The following is a 19,295-nucleotide window of genomic DNA, read 5'->3' as shown; positions in this document are numbered from 1 at the left end:
GGCTGACAAACCAGCCCGTCCGGCGTTTGAGGACGAGGCCGTTCAGGCCGAAAGGGGGGTCTGGGGGCGCAGCCCCCAGAGATGGGACGGGTAGGGGCGGCGGGGGCGAAACAAACCCCTACCTCCCGCGCAACTCCCGATACGTGGCCACGAGGGCGACAGTGGAGGAGTCGAGGCCGGGGACATCAGCTCCTGTGGTGAGCGCGGGCTCGACGCGCTTCGCCAACACCTTCCCCAACTCAACCCCCCACTGATCGAACGAGTCGATGTTCCACACAGCCCCCTGCACAAACACCTTGTGCTCGTACAACGCGATCAACTGCCCCAGCACAGACGGAGTCAACTCCCGAGCCAGCACAGTCGTCGTCGGATGGTCCCCCCGGAACGTCTTGTGAGCCACCAGCTCCTCCGGCACCCCCTCCGCCCGAACCTCCTCCGGCGTCTTGCCGAAGGCCAACGCCTGCGTCTGCGCGAAGAAGTTCGCCATCAACAGATCGTGCTGCCCCTTGAGTTCGTCACTCAACTCCCCCACCGGCTCGGCGAACCCGATGAAGTCGGCCGGAATCAGCTTCGTCCCCTGATGGATCAACTGGTAGTACGCGTGCTGCCCGTTCGTACCCGGCGTCCCCCACACCACCGGCCCGGTCTCCCACTCCACCGGCAACCCGTCCCGCCCGACCGACTTGCCGTTGGACTCCATGTCCAACTGCTGCAAGTACGCCGTGAACCTGGACAGATAGTGCGAGTAGGGCAGCACCGCATGTGACTGCGCCCCGAAGAAATTGCCGTACCAGATCCCCAACAGCCCCAGCAGCAGCGGCACGTTCTCCTCCGCCGGAGCCGTCCGGAAGTGCTCGTCGACCAGCGCGAAGCCGTCCAGCATCTCCCGGAACCGGTCCGGGCCGATCGCGATCATCAGCGACAGCCCGATCGCCGAGTCGTACGAGTACCGCCCACCGACCCAGTCCCAGAACTCGAACATGTTCGCCGTGTCGATCCCGAAGTCGGAGACCTTCCCGGCATTCGTCGACAACGCCACGAAGTGCTTCGCGACCGCCGCCTCCTCACCGCCCAGCCCCGCCAGCAGCCAGGAACGGGCCGAGGTCGCGTTCGTGATCGTCTCGATCGTCGTGAACGTCTTCGAGGCGATGATGAACAGCGTCTCCGCCGGGTCCAGGTCGCGCACCGCCTCGTGCAGGTCGGCACCGTCGACGTTCGACACGAACCGGAACGTCAACTCCCGTGCCGTGAACGCCCGCAGCACCTCGTACGCCATCGCCGGACCGAGGTCCGAGCCCCCAATACCGATGTTGACCACGTTCTTGATACGACGGCCGGTGTGGCCCGTCCACGCACCCGAACGCACCCGCTCCGCGAACCCGGCCATCCGGTCCAGCACCCCGTGCACGGCCGGCACGACGTTCTCCCCGTCCACCTCGACCACCGCGTCCCGCGGCGCCCGCAGCGCGGTGTGCAACACCGCACGATCCTCGGTCGTGTTGATGCGCTCGCCCCGGAACATGGCGTCCCGCAGCCCGAACACGTCCGTCGCGCCGGCCAGTTCTCGCAGCAGTCGCAGCGTCTCGTCCGTGATCAGGTGCTTGGAGTAGTCGATGTGCAGATCACCGACCTGGAGCGTGTACCCGGTGCCGCGCCCGGGGTCGGTCGCGAACAGGTCCCGCAGATGGGTGTCCGCCAGCTCCTCATGGTGCTTGGCCAGTGCCGTCCACTCGGGCGTCTGGTTGAGCCTGCTACGGCTGTCTGCGTTCATCTCGGACTTCCGCCTCTTTCGTGCCTGGGCCCCGCTGCCGGTCCCAACCTAATTGATCAACGCGCTGGTCGAACTGTCGTCGGACCGTCATCCGGTCGAACAACAGACATGTCTCGAACAACAGACACGTCTTCACCCACAGATACGTCCGACTTCAGCCCCGGTATCAGCGAGGCGACCGACAGGACGAAGAAAGCCGCGGCGAGCAGCGCCGGCGTGTTCAGTCCCCACGCCGTCGCCACGGCTCCGCCCAGCAGCGCGCCCAGGGGTGCTCCGGCGACCGCCAACGTACGGAAGGCCGAACTCACCCGGCCCAGCATCCCGTTGGGGCTGCGACGCTGCATCAGGGTCGTCGTGTTGACGTTCCACACCATCCCCATGAACCCGAACACCGCCAGGGCCGCCACCAGCGCGGCCAGGCTGCGCACCGTCCCCATGACGACCAGCGCGCCGGTCTGCACCGTGCCGGCGAGCAGCACGGCCCGTATCCGCCCGATCCGGTTCACGAGCCGGCCGTTCAGCGCGCCGCCGGCGAGGCTGCCGACGGTGTACGCGGTCATCGCCGCCGCGTACCCTCCGTTGCCCGCGTCCAGCCAGCCCGTCACCAGCAGGACCATCGTGGCGATGAGGGCGCCCATGCCGACGTTGCACAGTGCCGTGGCCGCGCACAGCCCACGCAGCGGTCTGTCGTGCCACAGGGTGCGCAGGCCGGCCGTGATCTCCGCGCGCAGGGTGCTGCCCGCCGGTCTCGGCGCCCGCTCGGGCACGTCGGGCCGCAGCGAGGCGACCAGGGCCGCCCCGACCAGGAAGGTGACGGCGTCGGCCGCGAAGGGCACGGCCGCTCCCAGTACGAGCAGTACGGGCACCACCGGTCCGGCCAGCAGACCGCCCGCGATGCGCTGGCCGGTCATCAGGCGGGCGTTCGCGCCGCCGAGCGCTTCCTTGTCTACCAGGGTCGGCAGCAGGGCCGTCGAGGCGTTGTCGAAGAGGGTCTGGAGTGTGGTCAGCGCGAGGGCGAGCGCGATGAGCAGGCCGATCGAGGCGTGCCCGAGGCCGACGGCCACGGCGAAGCAGGCGACCAGCAGCCCTCGTACAGCGTCCACCGTCCACATCGCGCGCCGCTGGTCGACGCGGTCCGCGACGGCCCCGCCGAGCAGTCCGAAGACCAGCCAGGGCAGATAGCCGCAGGCCGTCACGGAGGCGATGAGCAGGGGCTGGTCGGTGAGGGTCGTGGCGAGCAGGGGCAGGGCGGCCGTGCGCAGCGCGTCGCCGAAGCTGGAGAGGACGGCGGCACTCCACAGCCGTCCGAATCCCCCGCGCCACGCGGGTGCACACGCTCCCGCCGTCTCGACCGTCGTCACAACTCCCCCTCGCGGTTCGCCGATTCACAAACCGTAGAGGGCACCACTGACAATCGGTCGGGGAGCCGGTGTACGACGCCCCGTCAGACGGGTCCGGCCAGGCACCTTCTCGGTGCCTGGCCGGCCGTCAATTCCTAGATCTCGCCCCGCAGTTTGGCGAGCGCCTCGGCGAGGATCGCCTCGCCGTCCGCGTCGCTGCGCCGCTCCCGTACGTACGCCAGGTGCGTCTTGTACGGCTCGGTGCGCGGCGGGTCCGGCGGGTTGTCCCGGTCCTGTCCGGCGGGAAAGCCGCAGCGCGGGCAGTCCCAGGTGTCGGGGACCTGCGCGTCGCTGGCGAAGCTGGGCTGCGTCTCGTGCCCGTTGGAGCACCAGAAGGAGATGCGCAGCCGTGGCGCGGACTCGCCACGCTCCGCCTCGCCCATCGGCCCCGCCCCGACCCGGCTTCCTCGGATCGCGTTGCCACTTGCCACGGTCGTAACTCCCTGCGTAATGGTGCCGCGAAGCGAGTCGGCGTTTTCGCTTCGTTGCGAGCGCCTCAGTCTACGTAAGGCCCAACGCGCGTCCAGTGCTTGGAGTTACAGGCCCCGCACCAAGACGCAAGCCCCATGATAGGCCGCCCTTGGCGGGGCGTACCGAACATGGGGCCTTACGTGCGGAATGTGCGTGCGTAATGTGCTGTCGTACCGGTATTTGACGACCGGTGTCAGCCGCTGATCAGTTGTTCACCTTCATCAGGATGCCGAGCACCACGATGCACGCGAACCACAGCAGACCGAGCACGACGGTGATGCGGTCGAGGTTGCGCTCGGCGACCGAGGAGCCGCCGACGGACGACTGCATGCCGCCACCGAACATGTCGGAGAGGCCGCCGCCCTTCCCCTTGTGCATCAGCACGAGCAGCATCAGCAGCAGGCTGAAGACGATCAGGGCGATCGAGAACCCCAAAACCACGGCTGGACCAACTTCCTCGGATTCTGATGGACGACGGGGCCGAAGCTTTCGTTCGAGGAACGCTCGGCGCCCCCCATACTAGTTTCGGCCCCGCCAGGGTACGACGGATCTCCGCTAGCGCATACTCACTGGTCGCGGAACCGAACGATCTTGACGAACTCGTCGGCGTCCAGAGCGGCACCGCCGACCAGTGCGCCGTCGATGTCGGGCTTCGCCATGATCTCGGCGACGTTCCCGGACTTCACGGAGCCGCCGTACTGGATGCGTACGGCGTCGGCGACGTCCTGGGAGTACAGCTCGGCGAGCTTCGCGCGGATCGCGGCGCAGACCTCCTGGGCGTCGTCGGCGCCGCAGACCTTGCCGGTGCCGATGGCCCAGACGGGCTCGTACGCGATGACGACGGTCTCGGCCTGCTCGGCCGGGAGGTCCTTGAGACCGCCCTCGACCTGCGCGAGCGTGTGGGCGACGTGGTTGCCCGCCTCGCGGACCTCCAGCTCCTCGCCGACGCACAGGATCGGGGTGAGGCCGTGCTTGTAGGCGACCTTCACCTTGGCGTTGACGAGTTCGTCGGTCTCGTTGTGGTACTGGCGGCGCTCGGAGTGCCCGATCGCCACATAGGTGCACTTGAGCTTGGCCAGCATCGGGCCCGAGATCTCGCCCGTGTAGGCGCCCGAGTCGTGCGCGGAGATGTCCTGGGCGCCGTACTTGATCTTGAGCTTGTCGCCGTCGACCAGGGTCTGTACCGAGCGCAGGTCGGTGAAGGGCGGCAGGACCGCGACCTCACAGGCCTCGTAGTCCTTGTCCGCGAGGGCGAAGGCGAGCTTCTGGACGTGGGCGATGGCCTCGAGGTGGTTGAGGTTCATCTTCCAGTTGCCCGCCATCAGCGGCGTGCGAGTGGTCATGCTGGGTCAGTCCTCCAGTGCGGCGAGACCGGGGAGCGTCTTGCCCTCGAGGTATTCGAGGGAGGCGCCGCCACCGGTCGAGATGTGGCCGAATGCGGTTTCGTCGAAGCCCAGGATGCGTACGGCGGCGGCAGAGTCGCCGCCCCCGACGACCGTGAAGGCCGGGGAGTCGAGGAGGGCCTGGGCGACGGCCTTGGTGCCCTCGGCGTAGTCGGGGTGCTCGAAGACGCCCATGGGACCGTTCCAGAAGACGGTGGCCGCGTCGGCGAGCTTGGAGGCGTACAGCTTGCGGGACTCCGGACCGATGTCCAGGCCCATCTGGTCGGCCGGGACGGCGTCCGCGGCGACGGTCGTGGGGTTCGTGGGCGCCTTGGCCTTCAGGTCGGGGAAGCCCACGGAGACCACCACGTCGACCGGGACGATCAGCTCGACGCCGTTCTTCTCGGCGCGGGCGACGTACTCCAGCACGGCCGGGATCTGGTCCTCCTGCAGGAGGGAGGCACCGATCTCATGACCCTGCGCCTTGAGGAAGGTGTACGCCATTCCGCCGCCGATGAGGATGCGGTCGGCCTTGCCGAGCAGCTGGTCGATGACGGCGAGCTTGTCGGAGACCTTGGCACCGCCGAGCGCGACCACGTAGGGGCGCTGCACGTCGTCGGTGAGCTTCTTGAGGACGCCCACCTCGGTGGCGATGAGGTAGCCGGCGTAGTGCGGCAGGCGGGCCGGAAGGTCGTACACGGAGGCGTGCTTGCGGTGCACGGCACCGAAACCGTCGCCCACGTAGACATCGGCCAGGGCCGCCAGCTGATCGGCGAACTCGCCGCGCTCGGTGTCGTCCTTGGCGGTCTCACCGGCGTTGAAGCGCAGGTTCTCGATCACCGCGACCTGGCCCGGCTGGAGGCCGTTCACGGCGTCGTGGGCGGCGGGGCCGACGGTGTCCTGGGCGAAGGCCACGGGGGCGTCCAGGAGTTCACCGAGGCGCTCCGCGGCGGGCAGCAGGGAGAAGGCGGGGTCCGGGGCGCCCTTGGGGCGGCCCAGGTGGGAGGCGACCACGACCTTGGCGCCGGCGTCCGTGAGGGCCTTGACGGTGGGCAGGACGGCCCGGATGCGGCCGTCGTCGGTGATGAGACCGTCGGCCAGCGGCACGTTCAGGTCGGCGCGGACGAAGACCCGCTTGCCGTCGACTCCTGCGGCGAGGAGTTCGTCGATCGTCTTCATGAAGGGGGCTCCTAAGGGAGGGCTCTTTTGTCCGGGAGGGGCTGGATCGATCAGCACGTGCGACAGGGCTCGGGCAGCGCCGCGTCGCGCTGCCCGAGCCCTGTGCTCACATCGAAGTGCCTGCTCCGGGACTCAGAGCTGGTTGCCGACGAAGACCGTCAGGTCGACGAGGCGGTTGGAGTAGCCCCACTCGTTGTCGTACCAGCCGAGGATCTTCACCGACGTGCCCTCCTGGACCATGGTCAGGGAGGAGTCGAAGGTGCAGGACGACGGGTCGCCGACGATGTCCGAGGAGACGATCTCGTCCTCGGTGTACGTCAGGAAGCCCTTGAGCTCGCCGTCGGCGGCCTTCTTGAACGCGGCGTTGACCTCGTCCTTGGTGACCTCGCGGGACAGCTCGACGACCAGGTCGGTGGCCGACCCGGTCGGGACCGGCACGCGCATCGCGATGCCGTCGAGCTTGCCCTTGAGCTGCGGGAGCACGAGCGCGGTGGCCTTGGCGGCACCGGTCGTGGTCGGGATGATGTTCTCCGCGGCGGCGCGGGCGCGGCGCAGGTCGGAGTGCGGGAAGTCCAGGATGCGCTGGTCGTTCGTGTACGCGTGGACCGTCGTCATCAGGCCCTTGACGATGCCGAAGTTCTCGTCGAGAACCTTGGCCATCGGCGCCACACAGTTGGTGGTGCAGGAGGCGTTGGAGATGACGTGGTGGTTGGCCGCGTCGTACTTGTCCTCGTTGACGCCCATCACGATGGTGATGTCCTCGTCCTTGGCCGGAGCCGAGATGAGGACCTTCTTGGCGCCGCCCGCGATGTGCTTCTCGGCGTCGGCCTTCTTGGTGAAGATGCCGGTCGACTCGATGACGACGTCGACGCCCAACTCGCCCCACGGGATGTCGGCGGGGTTGCGCTCGGAGAGAACCTTGATCGTCTTGCCGTCGACGGTGATCGTGTCGGCGGTGTGCGACACCTCGGCCTTGAGACGGCCCAGGATGGTGTCGTACTTGAGCAGGTGAGCGGTGGTCGCGGTGTCACCCAGGTCGTTGACAGCCACGATCTCGATGTCAGCACCCTGCTCCAGCAGCGCGCGGAAGTAGTTACGACCGATGCGGCCAAAGCCGTTGATGCCTACGCGGATCGTCACGAACCGATCTCCTCGTTGGTACGCCGGCTTTCGTGCCGGCGAGTTGTATGGGATGTCCCCGACCGCCTACGACCCTACCTCCCTGCGGCCCCCGTGGTGACATCGAGATGCCCCATACACGGCAGGGCGGTCCGTACCCGCCAGTAGGGGTACGGACCGCCCAGTTGTCGCACCGCGATTACCCGATGAACGGACAGGGTCGGATCGTCGGTGAACGGTTCTGATCAGTCCTTCAGCGCGGCCAGTGCCTTGCCGAGGAGTGCCGTCCGGTCGGCGGCCTTGGTGACGTGCTCCAGGCCGAAGCCAAGCAGCACGGTGTCACCCGTGGAGACCGCTCCGTACGTCTTGGCCAGCTCACCCGAAAGACCCCAGTCCTTGATGACCGCGGGGCTGCCCGCGGGCGGTCCGGGGACGCTCCAGGCGCCCAGGGACGTCTCGAAGCCCTCGACCGCGCCCGCCGTACCGCCGATGACGACGGTGGCGTTGTCGGCGAGGACACCGCGGCCGCCGGAGCCGGGGTCGGTGATGTAGCCGAGCGAGATCTCGACCGTCCTACCGGCGTAGGCGGAGAGGTCGAACTCGACCTGCTGCCAGCCCGCGGAGGCCCCGGTGAAGCTGTTCCAGGAGCCGCTGGTCCCGGTGGGCGTGCAGGCACCCGCGCCGATGGTCAGATAGCGGGCGAGCGCGGGGTGGCCCGCGATGAAGAACCCGGCCTCGCACTCGGTGGGCACGGCGGTGCTGGTGGCGCCGCCCTTGTCCGGGAGCGTGGTCCAGTCGTCGGCCCCGACGGTGTGGGCTTCGAGCACGGCGTGGTCGTAGCCCTCCTCCGTGTCCCACAGGAGCTGGGTGCGGAAGGCCGGCGCCTGGGCCGCGGTCACGCCGGTGAGGTCGATGGTGCGGGTGAGGCGGTTCCAGGCGTAGTCGGTGTGCGTGACGGCGGCCATGGAGGCGCCCGCGTAGGGCCCGTACGGGTTGACGGTCCCGGGATAGCTGCCCGCACCCGCGCTCGCGAACTGCGGGTACGTCGCCACGGGCAGGGTGTCCGACGTGACACCGAAGGACCCGGCCGTGTTCAGCGGGTTGCCGGGCGCGTCACCGAGGGCGCCGTTGAAGCCGGTGAGCTTCCCAGAGCCGTTGAACGCGGTGACCGACGGTGTGGTCGTACGGGAGTAGGCGCCCAGGTAGTACTGGCTGAAGTCGTTGGACAGGGTGCCCCCGCCCAGGTCGACGGAGCCGCCCGCGGTCTCGCCGGCCTCGATCAGCTTGCCGCCCTCGTTGAGGTAGGCGCGCAGTTCGAGCTGGGTGGCGTTGCCGGGCCGTACGGCTCCCGTGTAGTGGACGACCGTCTTGAAGTGGTCGAGCACACCGAGCGCGTCGGGTGCGCCCAGGGCGGCGACGTCCCAGACGAGCGGCTTCCTGCCGTTGGCCTTCAGCGCGTCGACGTAGACCTGGGCCTGGGTGGCGGTAGCGCCCTCCTCGGCGAGGACGAGCGTGTCGGCGCGCGGCCGTTCGGCGACCGTGTACGTGAAGCGCGTGCTCCTGGTCGGCTTGCCGGCCTTGGTCTCGCCGGTGAACCAGACCTCGACCTTGTCGCCCGGGTCGCCGTCGGCGACCTTGGCGCGGTACTCGTCGAAGTACAGGTTGTCGTCACCGCCGAAGGTCTCGCCGCCCTTCCAGGCCTTGAGCGTCACGTCCTTCGTACGGCCGCCGTTGACGCGGTACTTGAGTTCCTTGTCGCGCACGGACTTGCGTACGACGACCGAGACCTCCTGGTCGGCGCCGCGCGAGTACGAGGTGGTGAAGGGGGCCGGGGTGAAGTCCGGGGCGTCGACGCCGACCGAGGACTTCGGCTGGTCCGGCCTGGCCGCGGACTCGGCGAGCGACAGGGCGAACGGGATGTTCTTGGTGAACTCCTCCTGGATCAGCTTCTCGTCGTCCGGGAAGGTGAAGACCGAGGCGCAGTCGGCCGCGTTCCAGGCGTCGTCCGGATAGAGGTCCGACGCGGTCTGGCAGGTCGACATCTCCGGGGTGAACATCGCCGCGCCGTTGACGTTGGACGCGTGTCCGTTCGCCTCGCCGTTGGTGGTGTACAGCTCGGAGGAGAGCTGCGGGCGGTAGCCGGGGATCGCGGAGTTCTCGGGTGTACCGGCGAGGGACTTGTAGAGGACGTCGTCGGGGCTCGGCGAGGCGACCTGCCAGCCGACGCCGTAGAGGAGCAGTTCGGCGGCGGAGTGGTAGTTGATGCCGTACTCGAAGCCGATGCGCCGTTCGAAGGCGTCCAGTGCCTTGGTCTCGGGCTCCGAGCCCGGACCGGCGCCGCGGTAGGTCTGGCTGGTGGGGAACGGGGAGGAACCCTCGTCGTCGTAGCCCCACTTGTAGGGGAAGTTGCGGTTGAGGTCGACGCCGTCGCCGATGGTGTAGGCGCCGTCGCCGTTGACGTCACGCATGTTCTTGCGCCACTGACGGTCGCCCTCGGGCTCGAACGTCCAGTCGTAGCCGTCCGGGTTGGCGGACAGGACGAACCAGAGTTCCGTCGAGTCGACGATCTTCTTGATGCGCCGGTCCGTGGAGTAGCCGTCCAGGTAGTAGTGCATCAGGCGCCGGGTCATCTCCGGCGTGATCCATTCGCGCGCGTGCTGGTTGGACAGGTACAGGACGGACGGCTTGGTGCCGTCCTTGGTCTTCTTCGCGCCCTTGGTCAGTTTGAGCGCGAGGATGTCCTGGCCCTGAAGGGTCTTGCCGATGGAGACGACCTTGGTCAGGGCCGGGTTCTCCTGGGCGGTCCGGAGGACCTCCTCCTGGAGGTTGCCGGCTCCGCTGTACGGCCGGAAGACTCCGTCTCCGGCGGCGGCCACGCGCGCGCGTGCCTTCGCCGTGAGCGTGTGCTCCTTGAGCTCGACGCCCTTGTCCTCCAGCTGGTCGGCCTGCTTGTCGGTGAGGTAGACCTCGACCGTGGCCGTGCCCTTCTCCGGTGCCTGCTCCCCGAGTTCGTGCCCGTCCTGGCCGGTCGCGAGAAGCAGGGGAATCTGCTCCTTCGTGACCTCGGCACGGAAGACCTTGACCTCTTCGGCGTCCGGTGTACCGGCGTCCTCCGCGGCCACGGCGATGGGCGCGAGTCCCGCGCCGCCCAGCAGGAGTGCGCCGACAGCGAGGATCGTTCTCGCTCTTCGTCTCATGAACCCCCCTTGCGATGGTTCGCCACAATGGCGAACAGATGCCAGGCTCATGACAGTTCATGATCCAGTCAAGGGTGCCCCAAGGACAGGCAACACGCCGGGGCCGGTACCCGAAGTGGGTACCGGCCCCGGCGTGTTGAGGCTCCGTCAGCCCGCGCTGAGACTCCGTCAGCCCGCGTCGGCCATCTCCTCGGAGAGGTTGGACTCCGTCCCCGGGATGCCGAGGTCCTGGGCGCGCTTGTCGGCCATGGCGAGCAGCCGGCGGATACGGCCCGCGACCGCGTCCTTGGTCAGCGGCGGGTCGGCGAGGGCGCCCAGCTCCTCCAGGGAGGCCTGCTTGTGCTCCATGCGCAGTCGGCCGGCCGCCGCGAGGTGCTCGGGGACGTCGTCGGCGAGGATCTCCAGCGCGCGCTGGACCCGGGCTCCTGCGGCGACGGCCGCGCGCGCGGAGCGGCGCAGGTTGGCGTCGTCGAAGTTGGCGAGACGGTTCGCCGTGGCGCGGACCTCGCGGCGCATTCGCCGCTCCTCCCAGGCCAGCACGGACTCGTGCGCGCCGAGCCGGGTGAGGAGGGCGCCGATCGCGTCCCCGTCCCGGACGACGACCCGGTCGACGCCCCGGACCTCGCGGGCCTTGGCGGCGATCGAGAGGCGCCGGGCCGCGCCGACGAGGGCGAGCGCGGCCTCGGGGCCGGGGCAGGTCACTTCGAGGGACGAGGATCGCCCCGGCTCGGTGAGCGAGCCGTGGGCCAGGAAGGCCCCTCTCCAGGCCGCCTCCGCGTCGCAGGTGGCCCCGGAGACCACCTGCGGGGGCAGACCTCTGATCGGGCGCCCACGGCCGTCCACGAGCCCTGTCTGGCGGGCCAGCTGATCGCCGCCCGCGACCACCCGGACCACGTAACGGGAGCCGCGGCGCAGTCCGCCGGGTGCCATCACGATCAGTTCGGAACTGTGGCCGAAAATCTCCAGGATGTCCCGCTTGAGACGGCGCGCCGCCATCGCGGTGTCCAGCTCCGCCTCGATCACGATGCGCCCGCTGACCAGGTGAAGGCCGCCGGCGAACCGCAGAATGGCGGAGACCTCCGCCTTCCTGCAGCAGGTACGGGTGACGGGGAGCCGGGAGATCTCGTCCTTCACCGCTGCCGTCATCGCCATGGGCCGATCCTTCCATGCATCCGAAAAATACGGTCGTACGCGGCGGCCAACAGCTCCGTATCGTGCCGAGGAGATCCGTCGGGCCGGGCCACCGGCGCCAGCTCGACCGCGGCGCCGAACCCCTTGGCGGCGTCGGTCAGCAAATCGCGGTCGGGCACGGCGGCCTCGTCGGCCAACACCACGTCCAGGGCGAGTTTAGGGGCGTGTCGTCCCAAAACCTCCAAATGACGCTGCGGGGAGAAGCCCTCGGTTTCTCCGGGCTGCGGCGCGAGGTTCAGCGAGAGTACCCGGCGGGCCTTCGTCTCGGTGAGCGCTTCGAGCAGCTCCGGCACCAGCAGATGGGGGATCACGGAGGAGAACCAGGAGCCGGGACCGAGGACCACCCAGTCGGCGTCCAGGACGGCGGCGACGGCTTCCGGGACGGCGGGCGGGTCGTGCGGCACGAGGTGCACGCTCTGCACCTCGCCGGGCGTCAGCGCGACGGTCGCCTGTCCCCGTACGGTGTCGACGTCCTCGGGCCGCTCCGGGTCGTGCCCCTTGACCAGGGCCTGCAGTTCCAGGGGTACGGCGGACATCGGCAGGACGCGGCCGTGCGCGCCCAGGAGCCTGCCGACCAGGTCGAGGGCCTGGACGTGGTCGCCGAGCTGCTCCCACAGGGCGACGATCAGCAGATTGCCGACGGCGTGTTCGTGCAGGTCTCCCTTGGACTGGAAGCGGTGCTGGATGACGCGGGCCCAGGTCTGGCCCCACTCGTCGTCGCCGCACAGCGCGGCCAGGGCCTTGCGCAGGTCACCGGGCGGCAGGACGCCCAGCTCGTCGCGCAGGCGCCCGCTGGAGCCGCCGTCGTCGGCCACGGTGACGACGGCGGTCAGGTCGCCGGTGATCCGGCGCAGTGCGGCGAGCGAGGCGGACAGGCCCATGCCACCGCCCAGGGCGACGACCTTGGGCTGGGCGCCCCGGCGGCGCGGCCTGGCGCCGCGTGCCTCGACGGGCCGGCCGGCCCGTCCCTCGGGGGTCACCCGGCGCAGCCTGCTCAGCCGCGGTGTACGTCCCGTCATTCCCGTCCCATGTCCCGGTGCACGATCACGGTCTCCACGCCCTGCGAGGCAAGGCGTGCGGCGAGCTTCTCCGAGGTGGCGACCGAGCGGTGCTTGCCGCCGGTGCAGCCGACCGCGATGGTCACGTAGCGCTTGCCCTCGCGGCGGTATCCGGCGGCGATGAGCTGGAGCAGTTCGGCGTACCGGTCGAGGAACTCCTTGGCGCCGGGCTGGTTGAAGACGTACGCCGACACCTCCTCGTTGAGGCCGGTGTACGGGCGCAGCTCCGGGACCCAGTGCGGGTTCGGCAGGAACCGCATGTCCACGACCAGGTCGGCGTCGACCGGGAGGCCGTACTTGAAGCCGAAGGACATGACGGTGGCCCGCAGCTCGGGCTCCTCCTCGCCGGCGAACTGGGCGTCCATCTTGGCGCGCAGTTCGTGCACGTTGAGGCTGGAGGTGTCGATCACCAGGTCGGCGTCGCCGCGCAGCTCGCGCAGCAGTTCGCGCTCGGCGTCGATGCCGTCGACGATACGGCCGTCCCCCTGGAGGGGGTGCGGCCGGCGCACCGACTCGAAACGGCGCACCAGGGCGTCGTCGGAGGACTCCAGGAAGACGATCCGCCGGGTGACGCCCTTGATCGCCAGGTCGGCGAGCGACTCACGGAGGTTGTCGAAGAAGCGCCTGCCGCGTACGTCGACGACGACCGCGATCCTGGCGACGTTGCCCTGGGAGCGGGCACCCAGCTCCACCATGGTCGGGATCAGCGCCGGTGGCAGGTTGTCCACGACGAACCAGCCGAGGTCTTCCAGACACTTGGCGGCCGTCGAACGGCCGGCTCCGGACATACCGGAGATGATCACCAGCTCGGGGATGGCCGCTTCCGCGACCCCGGCTGTCTCGATGCCCGTACCCACTTGGTCTCCGTCTTCCTGGCCCGGTGGTTCCTGGCCCGTCGGGCCGCCCGGTGCGGGGCCCTCGGCGTGCCGCGAGCGATCATCGCCCGCTTCCTTGTGACCTGCCTGGCCCTCTGCTGTGGGCTCGGCCTTCGGTGTCTCGTGCTCGGTCATTTCTCCTGCCCCCGTCGCTCGTCCGGGGCGCCCGCGGCTACGGGCTCCCCCGGGGAACCCGTCCGCGTCCCGGGTTCCCCGTCCTGCGTGTCTGCCGTGTCTTCCGCGTCTGCTGCGTCTGCTGCGTCTGCTGCGTCTTCCATGATCTCTCCGGTCGCCGTGTTGACGGCGGGTGCGGCCGGGGCCGCCCGCGCGAGGGCCACGGCGATCGTCTCGGCCGTCTTCAGGCCTATGCCGGGAACCTCGCGGATCTGGTCGATTGTGGCGGACCGCAGCTTCTTCACCGAGCCGAAATGCTTGATCAGCGCCTGTTTCCGGGTTTCGCCGAGTCCGGGCACGTCGTCCAGGGGGCTCGCCCGGAAGCGTTTGGCCCGCTTGACGCGCTGGTAGGTGATCGCGAAGCGGTGCGCCTCGTCACGCACGCGCTGGAGGAGATACAGGCCCTCGCTGGTGCGGGGCAGGATCACCGGATCGTCGTCACCGGGCACCCAGACCTCCTCCAGGCGCTTGGCGAGGCCGCAGACGGCGATGTCGTCGATGCCCAGCTCGTCCAGCGCCCGCTGGGCGGCGGCGACCTGCGGCTGCCCGCCGTCGACGACGACGAGCTGCGGCGGATAGGCGAACCGCTTGGGCCGCCCGTCCTCGTCCTTCAGCTCCGGCACGGGCTCCGGGTCGGTTTCCTGGCCGATTTCCTGGCCGTCCGCCCACTCCCCGGTCTTCCCCTTCTCGGCGATGTAGCGCTTGAAGCGGCGGGTGATCACCTCGTGCATGGACCGGACGTCGTCCTGGCCTTCGAAGCCCTTGATCTGGAAGCGGCGGTACTCGCTCTTGCGCTGCAGGCCGTCCTCGAAGACGACCATGGAGGCCACCACGTCGTCGCCCTGGAGGTGGGAGATGTCGTAGCACTCGATCCGCAGCGGGGCACTGTCCAGGTCGAGGGCTTCGGCGATCTCCTCCAGCGCGCGCGAGCGGGTGGTCAGGTCGGAGGCGCGCTTGGTCTTGTGCAGCACGAGCGACTGCTGCGCGTTGCGCTGCACGGTCTCCATGAGGGCCTTCTTGTCGCCGCGCTGCGGGATGCGCAGCGAGACACCGGACCCGCGCCGCTCCGCCAGCCACTCCTGGACGGGCTCCACGGGATCGGGCAGCGCGGGGACGAGGACCTCCTTGGGCACGGAGTCGCCCTTCTCCTCGCCGTAGAGCTGCTGGAGCGCGTGTTCGACGAGGGCGCCGGTGGTGATCTCCTCGACCTTGTCGGTCACCCAGCCCCGCTGGCCGCGCACGCGACCGCCGCGTACGTGGAAGATCTGGACGGCCGCTTCCAGCTCGTCCTCGGCGACCGCGATCAGGTCGGCGTCGGTCGCGTCGGCGAGGACGACCGCGCTCTTCTCCATGGCCTTCCTGAGGGCCTCGATGTCGTCGCGCAGCCGGGCCGCCCGCTCGTACTCCATCTCCTCGGCCGCCTCGGCCATCTGCTTCTCCTGGCGGCGGATGTACGTCCCCGTACGCCCGGCCATGAAGTCGCAGAACTCGTCGGCCAGTTCCCGGTGTTCCTCGGCCGAGACCCGCCCGACGCAGGGCGCCGAGCACTTGCCGATGTAGCCGAGGAGGCAGGGGCGCCCGGTGCGGGCGGCGTTCTTGAAGACCCCGGCCGAGCACGTGCGCACAGGGAAGACGCGCAGGAGCAGGTCCACGGTGTCGCGGATCGCCCACGCGTGCCCGTACGGCCCGAAGTAGCGCACGCCCTTGCGCTTGTGACCGCGCATCACCTGCACGCGCGGGTACTCCTCGTTCATCGTCACCGCGAGATACGGGTAGCTCTTGTCGTCGCGGTACTTGACGTTGAAACGGGGGTCGTACTCCTTGATCCACGAGTACTCCAGCTGGAGCGCCTCGACCTCCGTGGACACGACCGTCCACTCCACGGAGGCCGCCGTGGTGACCATCGTGCGGGTGCGCGGGTGGAGTCCGGCCAGGTCCTGGAAGTAGTTGGCCAGGCGCTGGCGCAGGCTTTTCGCCTTCCCGACGTAGATCACCCGGCGGTGCTCGTCGCGGAATCTGTACACCCCGGGAGAGTCCGGGATCTGTCCCGGCTTGGGGCGGTAGCTGGAGGGGTCGGCCATGTCTCACACCCTACTGGCGGGGTGTGACAGCGCGGCGGTCCTGTGGACGGACGCCCCGGTCCCCACGGAGGGGTGAACGACGAAGTCAGAGTCCCAGCAGTCGCGCATGTTGCGCCTCAGGTGTTGTCGCGCCTTGGTCAACACGCTTCAATGCGGGGGAACTCGGGGCCGCGAACGGCCGCGTACGCACGTGAGGACACACGGGGGCGAGGACGACGCCGCGTACGCCCGCCGGACCGCCCCGGTTCGCCCCACGCGCGCGGTCCGACCAGCCGCCGCGACCATTCACAGAAGGGCCCCTGCATGCGCCAAGGCACACCGCACGCGGACGACGCCATCGCCGAGGACGCCACCGCGGAACTGGACACGGCCCTGCGAAACGGCCCCTTCCATGTGGCCCTGCGGGCGGCGATCACCGCCCGCGGTCTGCCGCTGCAACGCGTCCAGCACCATCTGTGGCGGTACGGGGTCAAGGTCGGCGTCACCAGCCTGAGTTACTGGCAGCAGGGCGCCCGCCGCCCGCAGCGCCCCGAGTCGCTACGGGCCGTGCGGGCCCTGGAGGAGATCCTCCAGCTGCCGGAGGAATCGCTGATCCGGCTGCTCTCCCGGGACGACGAACGCGCCGGCACACAGCGTCCCGCCGCGCGTTCGTACCGCTCCCTGGTGGAGGCGTCCGGGGTCCTGGAGCAGCTGCTGACGGAGCTGGAGGCGCCGCTCGACGGCGGTCTGCACACCCTTGGCCTGCACGAACGGATACGGATCGGCGCACACCGCGAACTCCTCGTCCGCGAGGCCCACCACATCGTGCGCGCCCACCGGGACGGCACCGACCGCTTCGTCGCCGTCCACCACGGCGACCCCGGGTGCGCGCCGGACCGTATGTCGGTCCACGCCCTGGAGAACTGCCGCACGGGACGGGTACGCCGGCACCACGACACCGGGGTGCTCGTCGCCGAACTCCTCTTCGACACCCGGTTGCGCGCCGGAGATACGTTCCTCTTCCGTTACGCCGTCGAGGACGGCACCGCGGGCGTGTCCCGTGAGTACGTCCGTGGCTTCGGCGTCGCGGGCGGCCAGTACGCGCTCCAGGTCCGCTTCGACGACGGATCCCTGCCGGTGCGCTGTCACCGGTTCGCCCAGCACTCGGCCGCGGCACCCCGCAGCGGCCGCCAGGACCTCCCGGTGAGCGCCCGCCACCGCTCGGTCCACCTCGTCGAGCCGAGGCTGCGACCGGGGATCCTGGGCATCGGCTGGGACTGGGAGTGACCGGCCCGGGGCAGACGTAAGCGATTGCGCAATCGCTTACGTAAGCGTTTACGTCCTGCGGCGAATGCGGTACGTTGCCGCCATTGACGCCGGATCCGGACGGGAGGGCACAGCCCCATGGCGACGATGGCCGATGTCGCACGGCACGCGGGCGTGTCCGTGGCGACCGTCTCCCATGTACTGAACGACACCCGTGTGGTGCGCCCCGCGACCCGGCAGGCCGTCCTCGACGCCATCGAGGTGCTGGGCTACACGCCGAACACGCTGGCCCGTTCCCTGGTCACCGCGCGGACGCGGTCCATCGGACTCGCGGTGTCGGCGATCAGCAACCCGTACTTCACGGAGATCGTCCAGGGCGTCGAGGCGGGCGCCCTGGAACAGGGCTACAGCCTCCTCATCGCCGACCCGCACGACGACCCCGAGCACGAGCGCAAGGTCGTCCAGCTGCTGCACGAGCGGCGCGTGGACGGCATGATCGTCGCCCCGTCGGCGGATCCCGGCGCCCTGGTCGCCTATCTGACCCGGCACGACGTACCGACGGTGATCCTGGACCGGCTGCTCGACCCCCCGTCGGACAGCACCACCTCGGCCGGCCCCCCGCGCTTCGACCAGGTGTGCGCCGAAAACTCCGAACCCATGGCCCGGCTGGTCGCCCACCTCACCGCGCTCGGGCACGAACGCGTCGGCCTGGTCGCGGGCCGCCCCGGCCTCAGCACGACGACGGAACGGATCACCGGCTACCGCATCGGCCTCGCGTTCGCCGGGCTCCCCCACGACGAGCGGCTGGTGGTCCATGGCGACTCCGAGTCGGAAGGGGCCGAGCGGGCCACCGCCGCCCTTCTCTCCCTCGCGGCGCCCCCGACCGCCCTCGTCACCGCCAACAACACGATGACGATCGGCGCCCTGCGTGCCGTGCGCGAGCGGGGCCTCACCGTGCCGGATGACCTGGCGCTGTGCTGCTTCGACGACTTCGCGTGGGCGGATCTCTTCTCCCCCGGGCTCACCGCGATGGCACAGCCCGCCAAGGACATCGGCGCCCAGGCCGTACGTCTGCTCCTGGACCGCCTGGCCGACCCGGACCGCCCGACCCGGACCGTGCGGCTCCCGTGCGCGTTCGTCCATCGCGAGTCGTGCGGGTGTGCCGGGCGACGGGGCCGGCAATCGCGCCCCGCGAACTTCCCCAAGGCCGAGAAAGGACCCGTCTCGTGATCGTCGTCGCCGGTGAGGCACTGATCGACCTGGTACCGCGTGCGGCGGGCGCCCTCGCGGATCTGCGGCCGGCGCTGGGTGGCGGGCCCTACAACACTGCGGTGGCCCTCGGGCGCCTCGGCTCCCCCACCGCGTTCTGTTCCCGGGTCTCGTCCGACGCCTTCGGCGAGGCGCTGCTCGACGGGCTGCGCGGGGCGGGCGTGGACGTGTCGTCCGTGCAGCGCGGCAACGAGCCGACGACCCTCGCGGTCGCCTCGATCGGCGCGGACGGTTCGGCCGCCTACTCCTTCTATGTCGAGGGCACCGCCGACCGGCTGTTCACGGCACCCGACCGACTCCCCGGCGCGGCCCGGGCGGTGTCCTTCGGCACCTGTTCGCTGGTCCTGGAGCCGGGCGCGACCGCGTACGAGGAACTGCTGCGGACCGCCTCCGCACAGGGCGTGTTCACCGCGCTCGACCCGAACATCAGGGCGGTACTGATCCCCGACGCGGACGCCTATCGGGCCCGTTTCAAGAGCTGGCTGCCGTCGGTGTCGCTGCTCAAGCTGTCGGAGGAGGACGCGAAGTGGCTCGGCGGGACTCCGCACGAATGGCTGGCCGCCGGTCCTTCCGCCGTCGTGGTCACCCGGGGCGGCGACGGGCTGACCGTCTTCACCCGTGAAGGCGCGGAACACTCGGTGCCGGGCGAGGAGGTCGACGTCGTGGACACGATCGGCGCCGGTGACACCGTGAACGCGGCGCTGCTGCACGGTCTGTCGGTCCGGGACGCCCTGTCCCCTGCGGCCCTGGCCGACCTGGGCCCCGACGGCTGGACCGACCTGCTCCGCCTCGCGGCCCGGGCGGCGGCGATCACCTGCTCACGGGCGGGGGCGGAACCGCCGTACGCGGCTGAACTGGGTGCCCTGTAGGGCTGGGTGCCCTG

15 protein-coding genes are annotated in these 19,295 nt (G+C 69.9%); 3 read left to right on the top strand and 12 right to left on the bottom strand.

All coding sequences use genetic code 11. From position 1 onward, the window contains the following. Positions 1-118 precede the first annotated feature (118 nt). From pgi to uvrC, 12 genes are all read right to left on the bottom strand, one after another. Positions 119-1,771 carry a glucose-6-phosphate isomerase gene (pgi, locus tag ACWCRB_RS23620; protein ID WP_450997925.1) on the bottom strand — a complete coding sequence of 551 codons (1,653 nt, stop codon included), beginning with the start codon at positions 1,769-1,771 and terminating at the stop codon, positions 119-121. Between the two features lie 56 nt (positions 1,772-1,827). Continuing rightward, positions 1,828-3,132: an MFS transporter gene (locus ACWCRB_RS23615; protein WP_450997924.1), complete on the bottom strand. Its 1,305-nt coding sequence runs from the start codon at positions 3,130-3,132 to the stop codon at positions 1,828-1,830. A gap of 134 nt (positions 3,133-3,266) precedes the next feature. Further along, complete coding sequence (locus ACWCRB_RS23610) at positions 3,267-3,602, bottom strand: RNA polymerase-binding protein RbpA (RefSeq protein WP_003957010.1); 336 nt, start codon at positions 3,600-3,602, stop codon at positions 3,267-3,269. Positions 3,603-3,846: 244 nt separating this feature from the next. Next, positions 3,847-4,083: a preprotein translocase subunit SecG gene (secG, locus tag ACWCRB_RS23605; RefSeq protein ID WP_079054207.1), complete on the bottom strand. Its 237-nt coding sequence runs from the start codon at positions 4,081-4,083 to the stop codon at positions 3,847-3,849. Between the two features lie 125 nt (positions 4,084-4,208). Next, positions 4,209-4,985, bottom strand: coding sequence for a triose-phosphate isomerase (gene tpiA, locus ACWCRB_RS23600; RefSeq protein WP_105973876.1), 777 nt, complete (start codon positions 4,983-4,985; stop codon positions 4,209-4,211). A gap of 6 nt (positions 4,986-4,991) precedes the next feature. Next, positions 4,992-6,203, bottom strand: a complete 1,212-nt coding sequence (locus ACWCRB_RS23595; protein ID WP_450997923.1) for a phosphoglycerate kinase — start codon at positions 6,201-6,203, stop codon at positions 4,992-4,994. A gap of 132 nt (positions 6,204-6,335) precedes the next feature. Continuing rightward, complete coding sequence (gene gap / locus ACWCRB_RS23590) at positions 6,336-7,343, bottom strand: type I glyceraldehyde-3-phosphate dehydrogenase (protein WP_450997922.1); 1,008 nt, start codon at positions 7,341-7,343, stop codon at positions 6,336-6,338. Between the two features lie 224 nt (positions 7,344-7,567). Further along, the gene (locus ACWCRB_RS23585; protein WP_450997921.1) at positions 7,568-10,519 is read right to left on the bottom strand and encodes a M14 family zinc carboxypeptidase; all 2,952 of its coding nucleotides are present in this window, start codon (positions 10,517-10,519) and stop codon (positions 7,568-7,570) included. Between the two features lie 168 nt (positions 10,520-10,687). Next, on the bottom strand, positions 10,688-11,671 hold the full coding sequence (gene whiA / locus ACWCRB_RS23580; RefSeq protein WP_105973880.1) for a DNA-binding protein WhiA: 984 nt from the start codon (positions 11,669-11,671) through the stop codon (positions 10,688-10,690). Next, positions 11,662-12,729: a gluconeogenesis factor YvcK family protein gene (locus ACWCRB_RS23575; protein ID WP_369033707.1), complete on the bottom strand. Its 1,068-nt coding sequence runs from the start codon at positions 12,727-12,729 to the stop codon at positions 11,662-11,664. Before ACWCRB_RS23575 ends, whiA begins: the two co-directional genes overlap by 10 nt. After that, positions 12,726-13,778, bottom strand: coding sequence for an RNase adapter RapZ (rapZ, locus tag ACWCRB_RS23570; RefSeq protein WP_450997920.1), 1,053 nt, complete (start codon positions 13,776-13,778; stop codon positions 12,726-12,728). Before rapZ ends, ACWCRB_RS23575 begins: the two co-directional genes overlap by 4 nt. After that, positions 13,775-15,898, bottom strand: a complete 2,124-nt coding sequence (gene uvrC / locus ACWCRB_RS23565; RefSeq protein ID WP_450997919.1) for an excinuclease ABC subunit UvrC — start codon at positions 15,896-15,898, stop codon at positions 13,775-13,777. The genes rapZ and uvrC overlap by 4 nt, the downstream gene beginning before the upstream one ends. Before the next feature lie 303 nt (positions 15,899-16,201). On the opposite strand from uvrC, the gene ACWCRB_RS23560 reads away from it, so the two are divergent. From ACWCRB_RS23560 to ACWCRB_RS23550, 3 genes are all read left to right on the top strand, one after another. Then, positions 16,202-17,164 (top strand): hypothetical protein, encoded by a 963-nt coding sequence (locus tag ACWCRB_RS23560; protein WP_389350000.1) that lies wholly within the window; start codon positions 16,202-16,204, stop codon positions 17,162-17,164. Positions 17,165-17,281: 117 nt separating this feature from the next. Continuing rightward, positions 17,282-18,373 (top strand): LacI family DNA-binding transcriptional regulator, encoded by a 1,092-nt coding sequence (locus ACWCRB_RS23555; protein WP_450997918.1) that lies wholly within the window; start codon positions 17,282-17,284, stop codon positions 18,371-18,373. Then, on the top strand, positions 18,370-19,281 hold the full coding sequence (locus tag ACWCRB_RS23550; protein WP_450997917.1) for a carbohydrate kinase family protein: 912 nt from the start codon (positions 18,370-18,372) through the stop codon (positions 19,279-19,281). The genes ACWCRB_RS23555 and ACWCRB_RS23550 overlap by 4 nt, the downstream gene beginning before the upstream one ends. The last annotated feature ends 14 nt before the right edge of the window (positions 19,282-19,295 follow it).

Source organism: Streptomyces sp. NPDC002156 (assembly GCF_053593675.1).
Note: the sequence above shows the minus strand (reverse complement) of the source record. Positions and strands in the feature narration are given on the sequence as shown.

Bases quoted from the DNA above. Each gene is read 5' to 3' on its own strand.
- pgi (WP_450997925.1), bottom strand. From the start codon at position 1,771: ATGAACGCAGACAGCCGTAGCAGGCTCAACCAGACGCCCGAGTGGACG.
- tpiA (WP_105973876.1), bottom strand. From the start codon at position 4,985: ATGACCACTCGCACGCCGCTGATGGCGGGCAACTGGAAGATGAACCTC.
- ACWCRB_RS23595 (WP_450997923.1), bottom strand. From the start codon at position 6,203: ATGAAGACGATCGACGAACTCCTCGCCGCAGGAGTCGACGGCAAGCGG.
- ACWCRB_RS23585 (WP_450997921.1), bottom strand. From the start codon at position 10,519: ATGAGACGAAGAGCGAGAACGATCCTCGCTGTCGGCGCACTCCTGCTG.
- whiA (WP_105973880.1), bottom strand. From the start codon at position 11,671: ATGGCGATGACGGCAGCGGTGAAGGACGAGATCTCCCGGCTCCCCGTC.
- ACWCRB_RS23575 (WP_369033707.1), bottom strand. From the start codon at position 12,729: ATGACGGGACGTACACCGCGGCTGAGCAGGCTGCGCCGGGTGACCCCC.
- rapZ (WP_450997920.1), bottom strand. From the start codon at position 13,778: ATGACCGAGCACGAGACACCGAAGGCCGAGCCCACAGCAGAGGGCCAG.
- uvrC (WP_450997919.1), bottom strand. From the start codon at position 15,898: ATGGCCGACCCCTCCAGCTACCGCCCCAAGCCGGGACAGATCCCGGAC.
- ACWCRB_RS23560 (WP_389350000.1), top strand. From the start codon at position 16,202: ATGCGCCAAGGCACACCGCACGCGGACGACGCCATCGCCGAGGACGCC.
- ACWCRB_RS23555 (WP_450997918.1), top strand. From the start codon at position 17,282: ATGGCGACGATGGCCGATGTCGCACGGCACGCGGGCGTGTCCGTGGCG.